This is a genomic window from Pseudoruegeria sp. HB172150, assembly GCF_013184805.1.
In the GTDB taxonomy this organism is placed as follows: Bacteria; Pseudomonadota; Alphaproteobacteria; order Rhodobacterales; family Rhodobacteraceae; genus Psychromarinibacter.
The window spans coordinates 2,223,264-2,238,919 of sequence record NZ_JAATNG010000001.1 but is presented as its reverse complement, the minus strand read 5'-3'; the positions used below and the strand labels follow the sequence as shown (position 1 = coordinate 2,238,919).

The 15,656-nt window shown below is 65.3% G+C and carries 8 protein-coding genes; 4 read left to right on the top strand and 4 right to left on the bottom strand.

Annotated elements, in window-relative coordinates:
* The first annotated feature begins 205 nt into the window (after positions 1-205).
* A complete protein-coding gene (locus HCO70_RS10680; RefSeq protein ID WP_172295698.1) occupies positions 206-706 on the top strand; it encodes a hypothetical protein in 501 nt (166 codons plus the stop codon).
* Between the two features lie 107 nt (positions 707-813).
* On the opposite strand, the gene HCO70_RS10675 is transcribed toward HCO70_RS10680, so the two are convergent.
* The 4 genes from HCO70_RS10675 to HCO70_RS10660 all read right to left on the bottom strand — a co-directional run bounded on the left by HCO70_RS10675 (position 814) and on the right by HCO70_RS10660 (position 11,391).
* A complete protein-coding gene (locus HCO70_RS10675; protein WP_172295696.1) occupies positions 814-3,216 on the bottom strand; it encodes an FAD-dependent oxidoreductase in 2,403 nt (800 codons plus the stop codon).
* A 130-nt stretch (positions 3,217-3,346) separates the two neighbouring features.
* On the bottom strand, positions 3,347-8,167 hold the full coding sequence (locus tag HCO70_RS10670; RefSeq protein WP_172295694.1) for a translocation/assembly module TamB domain-containing protein: 4,821 nt from the start codon (positions 8,165-8,167) through the stop codon (positions 3,347-3,349).
* Complete coding sequence (locus tag HCO70_RS10665) at positions 8,167-9,912, bottom strand: autotransporter assembly complex family protein (RefSeq protein WP_172295692.1); 1,746 nt, start codon at positions 9,910-9,912, stop codon at positions 8,167-8,169. Before HCO70_RS10665 ends, HCO70_RS10670 begins: the two co-directional genes overlap by 1 nt.
* A gap of 201 nt (positions 9,913-10,113) precedes the next feature.
* Positions 10,114-11,391: an MFS transporter gene (locus HCO70_RS10660; protein WP_216665325.1), complete on the bottom strand. Its 1,278-nt coding sequence runs from the start codon at positions 11,389-11,391 to the stop codon at positions 10,114-10,116.
* A gap of 185 nt (positions 11,392-11,576) precedes the next feature.
* Between HCO70_RS10660 and HCO70_RS10655 the strand changes: the two genes are divergently transcribed.
* The 3 genes from HCO70_RS10655 (at position 11,577) to HCO70_RS10645 (ending at position 15,383) form a co-directional block, all read left to right on the top strand.
* Positions 11,577-12,062, top strand: a complete 486-nt coding sequence (locus HCO70_RS10655; protein ID WP_172295690.1) for a (2Fe-2S)-binding protein — start codon at positions 11,577-11,579, stop codon at positions 12,060-12,062.
* Between the two features lie 80 nt (positions 12,063-12,142).
* Positions 12,143-14,506, top strand: coding sequence for a xanthine dehydrogenase family protein molybdopterin-binding subunit (locus HCO70_RS10650; RefSeq protein ID WP_172295688.1), 2,364 nt, complete (start codon positions 12,143-12,145; stop codon positions 14,504-14,506).
* Between the two features lie 88 nt (positions 14,507-14,594).
* Positions 14,595-15,383 (top strand): xanthine dehydrogenase family protein subunit M, encoded by a 789-nt coding sequence (locus HCO70_RS10645; RefSeq protein ID WP_172295686.1) that lies wholly within the window; start codon positions 14,595-14,597, stop codon positions 15,381-15,383.
* Positions 15,384-15,656: the final 273 nt, after the last annotated feature.

The window sequence follows — 15,656 nt, the reverse complement described above, 5'->3', positions numbered from 1 at the left end:
CAAAAAAACCAACGCCCGGCCACGGCTGCAGGTTCCGGCCCGTGGGTTGCGTTCGGTGCCAATCCGCCCAAATCCGCGTGGATCCGGCGATATCCTGCGGCATTCGACGTTTTCTTGGTGCGCAGCGGAACCGGACGTGGCCCCCGCGCGTCTGCTTTTCCAAGCGGCCGCCTGAGGCTGCAACCTTCTGAATGGGAGACAAGATATGCTGCGTATTCTGACCGTTACCGCCTTGACCGCTTCGCTGGCCGCTGTGCCTGTCGCGACCTTTGCGATGCCCGATGTCGAAGCCGTCAAGGTCGAGGTCGATCTCGACGAGATCGGCAATGCCGAAGCCGGCGCTCACTGGACCAACATCGCCGAAGACCTGGAGAACGCGATCGTCGCCAAGCTGGTCGGCAACTTCGTTTCCGAGGACGAAGAGGCGCTCCGCATCTCGGTCGACATCGACGAAGTCGTTCTGGCCAGCACTCTCGAGTCGCTCACCGGCATCGCCGACAGCCAGCTCGCCGGCCGCGTGAAGATCAGCCACGAGTCCAACAACTCGGCCTACGAGGCGTACGATCTGACCGTTAACTACGACAACGCTCAACAGTACTTCGTCGTCGGGACGGACGTCGCGGTTATCACCGTGGCCGACCGCGACTTCTACGATGCGCTGATCGAAGCCTTTGCGGATCGAGTCGTCGCCAATCTGGAAGACTGACACGATCCCAAACCCCGGCGCCCATGCGAAGCCGACATCGCGATGGGCGTCGGGGTACTTTATCGGCGATTCCGTCTGCCGGTGGGCCATTGCAAAAGCGTTTGCGGTCAACCCCGCATCGCCTTTCCGTCCGGATCGTAGGGCGACGCTGAAAGCACCCGCGCCGGACGTTCGCGGCCAACGACGTGGACTGACAATTCCGTTCCCGCGGCCCCGCTGTCCACATCCAGCAGCGCCAGCGCGATGGATTTCCCGATATAGTGGCCATACCCGCCCGATGTGACGAACCCCACGACGGTCCCATCGCGCCAGACGGGTTCATAGCCGCTGGCATCCGCGTCCTCCGCATCGATCTCAAGCGTCACGATCTTCCGCGCCGGCCCGTTGCCGTCGCGCTCGGCAACAGCCCCGTCACGGCCGATGAAATCGGCCTTGTCCCAGTCGATCCAGCGGTCCATCCCGGTCATCCCCGGGGTCCGGTCCTGCGTGAACTCCCGGCTCCAGATGCCAAAGCTCTTTTCCAGCCGCAGAGAGCCCAGGGCATTGTACCCGATCTCCTTCAGCCCGCTTTGCGCACCCGCCTCCAGCAGGGCCCGCCGCAGCCCGATATGCTCCGACGCGCGGCAGTTGATCTCGTAGCCCAGCTCCCCCGTCACCGACAGCCGCCCGACCTTCGCCCGCACCAGCCCGACATCCAGCGACGCGCAGCCCATGAAGGGCAGGGTGACATCGCCGTTGGTCAGCCGGTTCAGCACCTCGGTCGATTTCGGCCCGTTGAGAGAGAACCCGACCCAGTCGTCCGAGATGTCCCGCACCATCACGCCGTCGCCATAACGCGCGTTGAACCAGCGCATGTGCCACGCCCGCAGATAGTAGGACCCCATGATCCACCAGGTGCCGTCGCCCCAGTTGAACACGGTCAGGTCGCCCATCAGCCGCCCCGAATGCGACAGCATCGGCGCCAGCCGGGCGCGGCCCGGCTTCGGCAGCTTGCCCGCCATCACCCGGTCCAGCCACGCTTCGGCGTTCGGACCGGTGACCTCGTAGCGTGAGAAGCCCGAGATATCGAGCAGCCCCACCGCCTCGCGCACCGCGCGGCACTCGGCGCCGACGATGTCATGCGCGTTCGACCGGCGCAGCGACGGCGTTTCCTCGAACCCTTCCGGCGCGAAGTACAGCGGCGTCTCCAGCCCCCAGCTGATACCCCAGCGCGCCCCGGCCGCCTTCATCTCGGAATGCGCAGGCGCCATCTTCAGCGGCCGCCCCGCGGGCAGCTGCTCGTTCGGATAGGTCATCACGAAACGGCGGGAATAGAACTGCCCCGTGGTCTGCCGGATGTATTCCTTGTTCGACGCGAACGCGCCGTAGCGTGCGATATCCATCGACCAGGCGTCCGCCTCGGTCTCGCCGTGGATCATCCATTCGGCCAGCGTCTTGCCGACGCCGCCGCCCTGCAGGAAGCCCGCCATCACGCCGCAGGCCAGCCAGTAGTTCGGCACGCCGTCCACTGGCCCGACCAGCGGGTTGCCGTCGGGCGAGAAGGTGAAGGCGCCGTGCACCCAGTCCTTCACGCCGACGGTCTGCAGGGCAGGGAACCGCTCGAACGCGCAGGTCAGCTCGTGCTCGATCCGGTCCGGATCCTCCTGCAACAGCTCGATGCCGTAATTCCACGGCGCCCCGTCCATCATCCAGTGGGCGTGGTTGACCTCGTAGATGCCGATCAGCATCCCCTTCTGGTACTGCCGCGAATAAAAGAACCCTTCCGGGTCCACGCACATCGGGATCTCGCCCGCGCGGTCCGCCAGTTCCGGGATCGTGTCGGTATGCAGGTAGTGGTGCGACAGCGGCGATACCGGCAGCTCCAGCCCCGCCATGCGCCCGCACTGCTTCGCCCACAGACCGCCCGCATTCACCACATGCTCGGCCCGCACAGTACCCTTCTCGGTCACCACGTCCCAGCCGTCGCCTTTCCAGTGCAGCTCCAGCACGCGGTTGTGCTCGATCACCTCGGCGCCGCGCATCCGGCCGCATTTGGCATAGGCATGCACCACGCCCGTCGTGTCGACATAACCCTCGCGCTCCGCCCACATGCCGCCCAGCACGCCGTCCATGTTCATCAGCGGATGGATCTTGGTGATCTCGTCCGGCGTCATCAGATGCGTGTCGTCGATGCCGATGGACTGGTACACCCGATGCGCCGACTGCAGCCATTCCCAGCGCACCGGAGACGATGCGATGGTCACGCCGCCGGTCATGTGCAGCCCGATATCCTGCCCCGACTCCTTTTCGATCTCGGACAGCAGGTCGATCGTATAGGCCTGCAGCGCCGCCATGTTCGGGTCGGCGTTCAGCGCGTGGATGCCGCCCGCGGCATGCCACGAGGACCCCGCCGTCAGCACCGACCGCTCGATCAGCGCGATGTCGGTCCAGCCGAATTTCGCCAGGTGATAGAGCACCGAGGCCCCGACGACCCCGCCGCCAATGACCACGACCCGGTATTGCGATTTCATGAAGAGGCTCCCCGTTGCGGCGCGTTTTGCGCAGACGCTACCCGAGGATTTGCGAACCCGAGTGCCCGGAAACGACATCCCTTGTCTGGAATGAACAAGCCCGGCGCCACGTCAGGCGCCGGAACGCCGGTCAGTAATCGCGCTCGAAATAGATCCCGATCCCGGTATCGCCTTCCGAATTGGCCATGCCGCGCGCCGTGACGCTGTTGGTGATGTTCAGGTTCAGGTTGATCTCGGTCTCGCCGTCCGAATTCACCTCGACGCTGGTATAGAGGTTGTCCGAAAGGTACTTCCCGGCGCGGACACCGGCCGATCCGTCCTCCGACGTCACGATTTCCAGATCGTCCAGCCCCGAATTCTGCCGCAGCCGCTCGACGATACCAGTGCCGCCCGCGCCCGACAGTGTGCGCACCGCCGAAGCCAGCTGCAGCGCCTGCAGGGCCGAGATATCGGTGACACTCTGCCCGAACAGCAGATGCGCAAGGATCTCTTCCTCGGGAAGTTCGGGTGAAGAGGTCACCGTCAGTTCCGGATTGTCCGCAAAGCCCTCGATGACGATTTCCACTGTGATATCGCCAGAGGTCGTCGTGGCCACCATGCGGATATACGGGTTGAAGTCACCCTGCAGCCGGATCGAGCCTTCGGTCAGGTCGATCCGCTCGCTCAGAACGTCCAGCCGCCCGCGGATCAGCTCGAACCCGCCCTGCGTGACCGGCGCCGTCGTCGTACCGGTGACGCGCAGAGAACCGCCCATTTCCGCATCCAGCCCGCGCCCGCGAATGAAGATCCGCGACGGCGCGTCGATGCGCACGTCCAGCCCGTAGCCGACGGTCCCCTTGCGGCTGGAATCCGTCTCAAGCATGCCGGCGCGTTTCCGTGTCAGGCGCACATCGGCGGGCTCATAAAGGTGCACCAGCGATGGCAGCGACCCGCCCGAGCTTCCGAACCCGTCGGGGATGCGAACCTCCACGGGCCCAAGCGTCAGGTTCCCCGCGATCATCGCGCCGCCCGTCAGAGGCCCGGTCACGGTCAGCCCGCCGCTGACCGTGGTTTCGTAAAGCCCCGGATCGACGAGACCCAGGTTGAACAGGTCGACGCTCAGATCGCCGTTGAACGGCGCCGTCATTCCGACCGAACCGGTCACCCGCAGCCTCCCGCCTTCCGCGCTGCTCGCGTCGACGGACAGCTGCACCTGTCCGCTGTTCAGGTTCGCCGTGGCATTGATCCCGGTCAGCCGCACATTGGCCACCGGCACCGTCAGGCTTGCATTCGACGTGCTCGCCGTGCCGGACACCGAATTCAGCGCCAGCGGTCCGTTCAGCGACAGATTGTAATCCAGACGCCCGCTCACAAGGTTCGGAGAGATGAAACGGTTCACCAGTTCTAGCGGCCCGGCGCCCACGGCGTTCAGGTTGGCGCTCTGGAAGTCCGGCGCGGCGGTGCCCGTCACGCGAGAGGTGATACCGCCCGGTCCGGTGGCGGATACGTCCACTGTCCAGTCGCCGCCCGTGGACCTGGCGCTGCCCTGAGCGGTCACAGGTCCGCTGATACCCGGCGCGAACAGCCCCAGGTCGTTCAGGCGCGCTTCGAACGTCAGCGTCCCGCCGCGGCTGCCGTAGTTTCCGTCAAAGCTCGCGCTCAACTGCGGCGTCTGAACCCGCGCACGCTGGACATTGACGGTACCGTCCTCGCTCCGGCTTACAGCGATGTCCACCGTGCTGTCGCCGCGCAACAGGGCGTCCACATCCGGGATGCCGATGCTCAAGCTGCGTGCGGTGCCGCTGACCTCGGCGCTTCCGGTCAGGGTAGAGGCGTTGCCGCTTGCGGTGATCGACAGGTCCGCCCCGCCACCCAGCGTCCGGCCCGCAAGGCCGGAATAGGGGTCAAGCGACGCGACTGCGAAATCCAGATCCGCCGAAAAGTCTGTCGGCTTCCAGTCCGGCAGCGACACCGTGCCCGACAGCGTCGCATCCAGCTCTCCCGGTCCGGTCAGCGATGTGTCGACGGTCCAGTCGTCTCCCGTCGCCTGCGCGGTCCCGCGTGCCGTGACCGGCCCGTTGAGATTGGGTGCCACCAGCCCAAGATCCGACATTGCCACGTCAAATGTCAGATCGCTGGCCTCTGGCGTATAGCTGCCGCTGACATCGGCGCGCAGCTGTGGCGTCTCAGCCCGCCCGCGATCGACAGTTATCGACCCGTCCGCCGCGCGCGCGACTGAGATGTCCAAAGTTCCGTCCCCCGCCAACAGGGCATCGGCAATCTCGACATCGACGATCAGATCGCTGGTCGTTCCGCTCACTTCCGCGCGCCCAGTGAGATCTGGCACGTTGCCGCTGGCACGAATCGACAGATCCGCGCCGCCACCCAGCGTGCGGCCCGCCAGCTCGGAATAGGGGGCCAGAGACGCGACGGCGATATCCAGATCGCCGGAAAAATCAGTGGGCTTCCAATCGGGTAGCGACACGTTGCCCGACAAGGTCGCATCAAGTTCGCCGGGACCGGTCAGAACGGTATCGACGGTCCAGTCGTCGCCGGTCGCCTGGGCCGTCCCCCGTGCCGACACCGGTCCGGTAAGGCTGGGCAGAACCAGCCCCATATTCGACATCGCCACGTCGAACCGCAGATCGCTCGATTCGGGCGTGTAGCTTCCGCTGACATCTGCGCGCAGTTGCGGCGTCTGCGCCCGTCCGCGCTCGATGATGATTGATCCGTCCGCTTCGCGCGTGACGGCAACATCCAAAGTCCCGTCACCGGCCAGGATTGCATCGGCGATCTCGACATCGACGATCAGATCGCTGGTCGTTCCGCTGACCTCCGTGCGACCGGTCAGCTGTTCCAGATCGCCGCTCCCCCGGATCGACAGGTCGGCGGCGCCGCCCAGCCTGCGCCCGGCAAGCTCCGAATAGGGCTCAAGCGCATCCACAGCCAGATCCAGCACCCCGGTGAACGCCCTTGGCGTGCCATCCGTTAGCGTGACCGTTCCGTCCATGTCGGCGTTCAGCCCGCCCGGTCCCTCGACGGCGATATCGAGATCCCAGTCATCTCCCTCCAGCGCGAACGCGCCGTTAAGCGATGCGGGCCCGTCCAGCCCCGGCACGGCCAGAGCAGCGTCGGCTACGGTCAGCGAAATGCGCCCGCTGCCCGCACCCGTCGCCAGCGTGCCGCTGGCGCTCAGGTTCGTCGCGTCGGTCACGATCGCCAGATTGTCGAGCTGCACGCCTTCCGCGCCCCGCGCCACGTTGGCCGACAGTGTGCCTTCGCCGGTGATCAGCGGGTCAAGCTGTTCGACATCCAGCGCCAGGTCCTGCGTCGTACCATCGAAGCTCAGGTCGAACGCTCCGCCCAGCGGTTCGACCCAGCCGCTCACCGACAGTTCCGCCGAGCCGCCCAGATCGCGCCCCGCAAGTGTCGAGAACCGGGCGATGTCGCTCGCCGTCACCGAGACATCGGCATCGACGCGCACGTTGCCGCCGTCGCTCAGGCCGCCGACCTCGGCACGACCGGCCAGCCGCGCATCGCCGATTGTCAGGTCGAAGCCCGGGAAGGTCAGTGCCTCGCCTTCGGCATACGAAAACTCCAGCCCGCCGGTTATTCCCTCGGCAAGCGCCTCGGCCAGTCCCGGATCCGTGTGCTGGACCGGCGTCACTTCCAGGTCAAAGGCGCCGCCCACCTGACCGATGGCAACGCCGTCGCCATGGCTCAGCGTGCCGTTTCCGGTCAGCGCCACGCGCTCCGTCGCCATGTCCAGCCGACGAAGACCCAGCACCTCGAAACTTGCCGTCCAGTTGTCGCCCGCCGCCTGATCGTATTGCACCGACAGATCCGCCTCGCGCATCCATGTCTGCGCGCCGGGCAGACCCAGCAGGACCTCACCGCCTTCGGGGGAAACGACGCGTCCGGTGATGTCGACCTGCTCCGGCCAGCCTTCCGCCGACACGGATACGGTGCCGTCCAGCGCAATCGACCGGGCCTGCAGCGCAAGCCGGTCCAGATCTATGCTGCCGTCCGTCTGGCGCACCCCGGAGATGTTCAGCGAAATGTCGTCGCCGAAGAACGCGATGTAATCGGACTCCATTAGCGGCGTGATGTCGCCGGACAGCTGCGCGCTGAACCGTTTCGCCGTCGGGGCAGGGGGCTCGCCCTCGGCCGGCGCCTGTTCCGGTTCGACCGAAGCAAAGCTCACGGTCCCGCCCAGACGCTCGACGCCATCGGTCGCCAGCTCGATCTCAGCGGCGAAATCGTCCAGCGTGCCGTCACCCGAGACGATCAGCTGCACCGCCGGATCGCCCGGCATACCGATCAGCCCGGCAGCGATACCGCCCGGTCCTTCGTTGAAGTTCAGGTCCAGCACCAGCTCGCCGGTGGTATTGGAATAGCTGGCGGATATCCCGATCTCGCCCTCGGGCCCGTCCAGCCGCGTGATCGACAGGTCGGCCACGCCCTCGCCGGAGGTCAGGTTGGCGGACCCGGTCACGTTCAGCGCCAGTTCCTCGCCCAGGATCGGCGCACCCAGCTCGACCCGGTCGATGTTGAACTGGTCGATGTTCACCGCGACCGGCAGGTCGGGCAAGGCAAAGCTGAACCCCGGTGCTTCCGCGGTGGGCGCTTCTTCCTCTGTCACCGGCGCCCGCGCGATCACCAGACGCTCGGCGGAAAGCTCCTGAACCTGCAGCCGCCCGCGCAGCAGTGCCGTCCGCTGCCAGTTCAGCGTCGCATTCTCCAGCGTCAGCCAGACGCCCTCGCTGTCTGCGATGGTCATCCGGTCCAGCGAAGCCGAAGAAGAAAGCGCTCCGCGGAACCCCTCGATCTGAACCTCGCGGCCAGCACTGGAAAGATTGTCCTCGATCAGTCTCTGAAGCAGGCCACGGTCGCGCTCCTCCTCTTCCGAGGACTGCGCGAGTGCGGCGAAGGGCAGGGTGACGATCAGCAACAGAAAAGTGAGAAACCGCATCAGAACGCCTGCCCGATCCCGACATAGACCTGTACGCCCTCGCCGGTGTCGCCGTCGACCGGAAACGCGACGTCCAGGCGTATCGGTCCGAACCCGGCCAGGTAGCGCACGCCAAGCCCGGCACCGGAATGCCATTCGCCCGACCCGTCATAGAAATCCTCTGCCCCGATATAACCGGCATCCGCAAACACCACCGCGCCGATATTGTCGGTGATCCGCGTCCGCACTTCCGCGGACAGGCCCAGAAAGCTCCGTCCGCCCGACTCGACACCGTTCGTGGTGACGGTCAGCGACTGGTAAGGCTGGCCACGTACCGTTCCGGAGCCGCCGGAAAAGAACAGGTAATCGGGATGGATCTCGCTGATTTCGGCGCCTGTGATCGAACCGAACTGCAGCCGCCCGGCCAGCACGACACGGTTGTCTTCGCCAAAACCGTAATAGGCCCGCGCGTCGGCATAGGTCTTCAGCCCCGATCCGCTGTCGTCGGACAGGCCGAAGAACGGAGTCGGCTCGATCTGCACATAGAAGCCCTCGGTTGCGTCCAGAGCGTTGTCTCGTGTGTCGTAGGACGCCTTCATCGGCAGACTGAGGTACGAGAAGGTGCGATCGCCCAGATCGTCCTCTGTCTCCGAATAAGTATAGGCCAGAGCAATCTCTGTCTCGATCCGGTCGCCGAAGCGCCGTGCGAGGCCCACGCCGAACTCGACACGGTTCGAGAGATAGGTGGGCTCGTCCAGGTGCTCGATCTCGCCATAGACGAAGGCATTGGTTTCGGCGCCGATCACGGCTGGCACATCCAGCCGCCCGCCCAGGAAATAGTCGGTCCCGTACGAGCCGCCGAGATTCGAGATCTCTGCGTCAAACCGCAGACGCTCCGCACCGCCGAATATGTTCCGGTGCAGCCAGAAACTGGTAAGCGTCAGACCTTCGAGTGAGGAGAATTCAGCCCCCACGCCCAGCCGCCGCCGCTTGGCGTCCACCACGTTCAGGTACATGTCCATGCTGTTGCCGGGGCCCAGTTCTTCGGCCTCGCGCAGAGTGACCGAGGCAAACGCCCCGGTCCGCCGCAACCGCTCGGCCACCCGCTCCGCAACTTCCGGCGAAAACTTCTCGCCCTCGGGCAGTCCGGCGATTCGCTTGATCGCCGACGCCCGCACCCGGCTTTCCGTCCGCTGTACCAGCTTGCCGAAATAGACCACCGGTCCAGGTTCCAGTCCGACCACCGCGTCCAGCGTCGAGGTCCTGTGGTCCGCCGTGATCCTTTCGCCCGCGACGTCCACCTTGGCATAGCCGGCCGAGCGCCACGCATCTCCCGCTGTCTGTGTTGAGCTCTGAACCAGCGGCGCCAGTGCCGGCTCGCCACTACGGAACCCTTCCGGCAGTTCCGTTCCCTGCGCCAATGGCCCCACGCGCGCATCGCCGAACCGGAAACGCGGCCCGGGATCTACGACGATACGGACGGTGGAAATGCTCGCCGGGGTTCGCAGAAGAGGGATATCCGCCGCTTCCCGACCGTCGACCTTGATGCTGATGACACCGCCGTAATAGCCCTCGGCATAAAGCGCATCCAGCAGCCGCGCGTAATCCGACAAAGCGGCAGCAAAAATCTCGGAGGTCGCGGTCTGCCCGCTTCGGCGCGCATCGACCACCAGAGACGCGTCGCTCAGCGTGCTGCGCAGGTCCTTGTTATTGCCGACCAGACCGAACTGCACCTCATCAAGTGCACTGGCGACACCGGAGGTCATCAACAGAGCCGCTGCAAAAGGGAGAACCCGCTGACCGAAAACCGCGGCTAGCCCGAAACGCAAACCATCCCCCTTTCCCCGCACATACCCACTGCGGACTTTGTTCAAACGGTAATCGTACTGGCTGCCATAGGCCACCACTGATAGGCCGGTTCCCGCTTTTTTTGACTAGATAGGCGGGGTTGCGCCGAAATCACGTTCTTAGTGATCAGCGGTTGCAAGCCGCTCCGCTTCCAGCTCCTCGATCAGCTCTTCCTCCGTCGCGGCCAGCGCCGCTGTCTCCGGCGTCGCATTCCGTGCCATGGGCGAGGCGGTGAAGCTGCCCTTGTCTTCCGTCGCCACCGCCGCCCGCCGCGAGATCCGCAGGATCGCGAAGGAGATCAGCAGGATATGCGCTATGATCGAGGTGATGAAGAGACCCGAAATCCCGATCTTCGTCATTCCGATACCTGCCGCCAGCGGCCCAAGGATCGACCCCATCCCGAACACCATCAGCAGCCCGCCAGACACCTGAATCGCCGTACCCTCGGCTGCGTGATCGTTCGCATGCGCCAGGATGACAGGGTACATCGAAAAGATCGCAGCCCCGAAACTCGCCGCCAGTGCGATGTTGATCCATTGCGCCTCCGGCTGAAGCAGGATGAACGCGAGGTCCGCCAGCGTTGCCACCGCGGCGATCCCCACCAGCACCTTGCGCCGGTCCATCCGGTCCGACAGGAACCCCACCGGCACCTGCGCCACCGCCCCCGCCAGCACCGGCAGCGACGCGAACAGCGCGACCGCCGTCAGCGGCAGCCCGATCCGTTCCGCATAGACCGGACCCAGCGTTCCGAAGGCGCTGTTCGAGATCCCGGTCAGGAACACGCCACCCACAGCGATGGGAGAGTTCCGCCACAGGCTCGGAATATCGATCTTCACGTTGACCAGCGGCTTCGGCGTCGCGCTCGACGAGATCGCCGTGGGCACCAGCGCCAGGCAATAAAACATCGCGCCGGCGACGAAATAGAGATACCCCGTCGTGTCGCCCAGCGTCAGCACCAGCTGCCCGGCGGTGGAACTGACCAGGTTCACCATCGTGTAAAGCCCGAACACCTTGCCCCGGTCCTTCGGCGCCGCGCGTTCGCTCAGCCAGCTTTCCACGATCATCGCGGCGCCGGCAAAGCAGAACCCGGACAGCGCCCGCAATGGCACCCAGGCGACGGGCGTCAGCAGCAGCAGCGAGGCCAGGATCGCAATCGCCGCCAGCGAGGACATCACGCCAAAGGACCGGATATGCCCGACACGGCTCACCAGCCGCGGCGTCACAAGGCAGCCCGAGACATAGCCGATGGCCCATCCGGTCCCCAGCAGACCCAGCGCAAAACTCGAGAACCCTTCCGCCGAGCCGCGCACCGGCAGAATCAGTCCGTTGATCCCGCCCGCGAAAAGCAGAAAGGCCGAGCCCAGCAATAGGGCGGAGATCGGCAGAATCTGACGCATGATGACTGTCCCGGGTGTCTTCCGTTTTCCCGATCAATAGCGCAGCACGCGGCGGATGCCAGTGCCGGAACCGCCCGTTTCACGCCGCAGTGCGGAAATTTTCCTGCATCATCATAAGGGTGTTCCCAATCGTTGCGCCGCGTGATTAGGATTGCACCAAACCGAATATCCTAGGGAGGTACGCAATGCCGACAGTGTCCATGACGGTAAACGGAAAACCGGTTTCGGGAGAGGCTGAAGGCCGCACGCTCCTAGTTCAGTTCCTGCGAGAGACGCTTGGTCTGACCGGCACCCATGTCGGCTGTGACACCTCGCAATGCGGCGCTTGCGTGGTTCACGTCGACGGCGAGGCCGTCAAATCCTGCACCATGTTCGCGGCCGAAGCCGATGGCGCCGAGGTCAAGACGATCGAGGGCATGGCCAATGCCGACGGTTCGCTCTCGGTGATCCAGCAGGCGTTCCAGGACCATCACGGCCTGCAGTGCGGCTTTTGCACGCCCGGCATGGTGATGTCCGCCGCGGCCCTGCTGAAGGACAACCCCAAGCCCAGCGAAGCCGAGATCCGCGACTACCTCGAAGGCAACATCTGCCGCTGCACCGGCTACCACAATATCGTCAAGGCGATCCTTGCCGCATCGGGACAGGAGGTTACGCCAATCGCGGCGGAGTAGTCCGCCACGAACACAGACCGAATCCGTCCAGTAGGCAAGCATTGTAGGTGCGCTCCGGCGTGCCGTTAGGGAGGAAAACAATGCCCAAAGACCACGGTATCGGCGCCAGCACCAAGCGGCGCGAAGACGTGCGGTTCCTGACCGGCAAGGGCCGCTACACTGACGACATCAACATTCGCGGACAGGCCTATGTCCATTTCCTGCGCTCCGACGTCGCGCACGGAAAGATCAACGCCGTCGGCACCAGCGAGGCAGAGACCGCGCCCGGCGTGCTCCGCGTCTTCACCGGCAAGGATTTCGAGGGCGTCGGCGGCATCCCCTGCGGCTGGCAGATCACCGACCGCCAGGGCAACCCGATGCAGGAACCGGCCCACCCGGTGCTCGCCCAGGGCAAGGTCCGCCATGTCGGCGACCCCATCGCCGCGGTCGTGGCCGAAACCTACGAACAGGCCCGCGATGCAGCAGAAAAGATCAATCTGGACATCACGGAACTGCCCGCCGTCATGAACATGAAGGCCGCGCTGGAAGACGGCGCGCCCAAGGTCCACGACGATCTGACCTCGAACCTCTGCTATGACTGGGGCTTCATCGAGGACAACCGCGAGGCTGTGGATCAGGCGATCAAGTCTGCACACCACGTCACCACGCTGGAACTGGTGAACCAGCGCCTCGTCGCCAACCCGATGGAACCGCGCGTCGCCATCGGCGACTATGCATCCTACAGCGACGAATCCACGCTCTACACCACCTCGCAGAACCCGCACGTGATCCGCCTGCTGATGGGCGCTTTCGTGCTCGGCATCCCGGAACACAAGCTGCGCGTGGTGGCGCCGGATGTCGGCGGCGGCTTCGGCTCCAAGATCTTCCACTACGCCGAAGAAGCGTTCTGCACCTTCGCCGCCAAACAGCTCAAATGTCCGGTGAAATGGACCTCGTCCCGCTCCGAGGCGTTCATGACCGACGCGCATGGCCGCGATCACGTGACCAGGATCGAACTGGCGCTCGATGCAGAGGGCAACTTCCAGGCCATCCGCACAGAGACCTACGCCAACATGGGCGCGTATCTCTCGACCTTCTCGACCAGCGTTCCGACCTACCTCCACGGCACCCTGATGGCGGGGAACTACAAGACCCCGAACATCTACGTGAACGTCAAGGCGGTCTTCTCCAACACCGTGCCGGTGGACGCGTATCGCGGGGCAGGGCGGCCGGAGGCCACCTTCCAGCTCGAACGCGTCATCGACAAGGCCGCGCGCGAGATGGGCATCGACCCGGTCGAGATCCGGCGCAAGAACTTCGTCACCGAGTTTCCCTATGCCACCCCGGTGGCCGTCGAATACGACACCGGCGACTATAACGCGACGATGGACAAGGCGCTCGAGATCGCCGACTGGGACGGCTTTGACGCCCGCGCCGCGGAAAGCGCGAAAAAGGGTCTGTGGCGCGGCCGTGGCATCAACACCTATATCGAGGCCTGCGGTATCGCGCCCTCGGCCCTCGTCGGCCAGCTCGGCGCCCGCGCCGGCCTCTACGAATCCGCCACCGTCCGCGTCAACGCCACCGGCGGCCTCGTCGTGATGACCGGCTCGCACAGCCACGGGCAGGGGCATGAAACCGCCTTCCCGCAGGTCATCGCCGAGATGATCGGCATCGACGAGTCGATGGTCGAGATCGTTCACGGCGACACCGCCAACACCCCGATGGGCATGGGCACTTACGGCTCACGCTCGCTGGCGGTCGGCGGGTCCGCGATGGTCCGGGCCACCGAAAAGATCATCGCCAAGGCCAAGAAGATCGCCGCCCACCTGATGGAGGCGGCGCCGGAAGACGTGGAACTCAAGGACGGCCAGTTCTCCATCGCCGGCACCGACAAGTCGGTCGCCTGGGGCGATGTCTGCCTCGCCGCCTACGTCCCGCACAACTACCCGCTGGAAGAGCTGGAACCGGGGCTGGAGGAAACCGCCTTCTACGACCCGGCCAACTTCACCTACCCGGCGGGTGCCTATATCTGCGAGGTCGAGGTCGACCCGGACACCGGCAAGGTGCGCATCGACCGCTTCGCTGCGGCGGATGACTTCGGCAACGTCGTCAATCCGATGATCGTCGAGGGTCAGGTCCATGGCGGTCTGGCCCAGGGCATCGGCCAGGCGCTGCTCGAAGGCTGCGCCTATGACGACAGCGGCCAGCTCATCTCGGGCAGCTACATGGACTATGCCATGCCGCGCGCCGACGATGTGCCCAGCTATAGCGTCGATCATTCCTGCCAGACCCCCTGCACCCACAATCCCTTGGGCGTGAAGGGCTGCGGCGAGGCCGGCGCGATCGGGTCGCCGCCGGCGGTGGTCAACGCGGTGGTGGACGCGCTGCAGCGGAACGGTAAGGATGTCACCCATATCGACATGCCGCTGTCGCCGTCGCGGGTCTGGGCTGCGATGAACGGCTGATCGTACCGGCGGTGCCCTTGCGGTCGCCGCCGGACATGCGAAATTCGAACGAAAGGAAGACCCGGGGTCTTCGCAAGGAGAGAACGAGATGTACGACTTCGAACTGGTGAAACCCTCCACGGTCGAAGAGGCGGTCAAGGCGCTGTCCGGCGACGAAGCGCAACCCCTCGGCGGCGGCCAGACTCTGATCCCGACCATGAAACAGCGCCTGGCGATGCCCGGCACTCTGGTCTCGACCACCGGTATTGCCTCGATGAAGGGCGTCAGCGCCTCGGGCGGCGTCCTCACCATCGGCGGCGCAACCACCCACGGCACCGTCGCGAAAGAGGCCGCCTCGTCCTATCCGGGCCTCGCGGCGATGGCCGCGAATATCGGCGATCCGGCGGTCCGCAACCGGGGCACCATCGGCGGCTCGCTGGCCAACAACGATCCCGCCGCCTGCTACCCGGCGGGCCTGCTGGGCTCCGGCGGCACCGTGGTCACGAATTCACGCGAGATCGACGCCGACGATTACTTTCAGGGCCTGTTCACCACCGCGCTGGAAGAAGGCGAACTGATCACCGCGGTCAGGTTCAACATCCCCGAGGCGTCCAATTACCAGAAATTCGAACAGCCCGCCTCGCGCTTCGCCCTCGTCGGCGTCTTCGTCGCGAAACACTCCGACGGTGTCCGCGTCGCCGTCACCGGCGCTTCGGAAGAAGGCGTGTTCCGCTGGACCGAAGCGGAAGAGGCGCTGTCGTCGAACTTCTCCCCCGACGCCATCTCCGGCCTCTCGGTCGATGCCTCGGGCATGATGGGCGACATCCACGGCACCCCCGAATACCGCGCGCATCTGGTCAATGTGATGACCGGCCGGGCGGTGAAAGCGGCGGGCTGACTCCCGCCATAATCTGAAGATTTCAAGCGCGCGTCCGAAAGGGCGCGCGTTTTCCGTTGGAACCCCGCACCAATGCGCGAAATAGCGGCGAAGCCGCCGCGCATCGCCGGGCCGCCCCCGGGCCCGGCGATCTGGTCGGGCTGGGTGCTCCGGCCGGACCGAAGAGGGGTATTGCACCATAAAGCGCCCCCGAACGCGGTCGGATCGCCGCGCCGCGGCCCGCCGATGCGCTCGATGAAAATAGCTAAGATAGTGCTCGCAAGGGCGGGACCC

Coding starts and splice junctions, on each gene's coding strand:
- HCO70_RS10680 (WP_172295698.1), top strand. CDS start 206: ATGCTGCGTATTCTGACCGTTACCGCCTTGACCGCTTCGCTGGCCGCT.
- HCO70_RS10675 (WP_172295696.1), bottom strand. CDS start 3,216: ATGAAATCGCAATACCGGGTCGTGGTCATTGGCGGCGGGGTCGTCGGG.
- HCO70_RS10670 (WP_172295694.1), bottom strand. CDS start 8,167: ATGCGGTTTCTCACTTTTCTGTTGCTGATCGTCACCCTGCCCTTCGCC.
- HCO70_RS10665 (WP_172295692.1), bottom strand. CDS start 9,912: ATGACCTCCGGTGTCGCCAGTGCACTTGATGAGGTGCAGTTCGGTCTG.
- HCO70_RS10660 (WP_216665325.1), bottom strand. CDS start 11,391: ATGCGTCAGATTCTGCCGATCTCCGCCCTATTGCTGGGCTCGGCCTTT.
- HCO70_RS10655 (WP_172295690.1), top strand. CDS start 11,577: ATGCCGACAGTGTCCATGACGGTAAACGGAAAACCGGTTTCGGGAGAG.
- HCO70_RS10650 (WP_172295688.1), top strand. CDS start 12,143: ATGCCCAAAGACCACGGTATCGGCGCCAGCACCAAGCGGCGCGAAGAC.
- HCO70_RS10645 (WP_172295686.1), top strand. CDS start 14,595: ATGTACGACTTCGAACTGGTGAAACCCTCCACGGTCGAAGAGGCGGTC.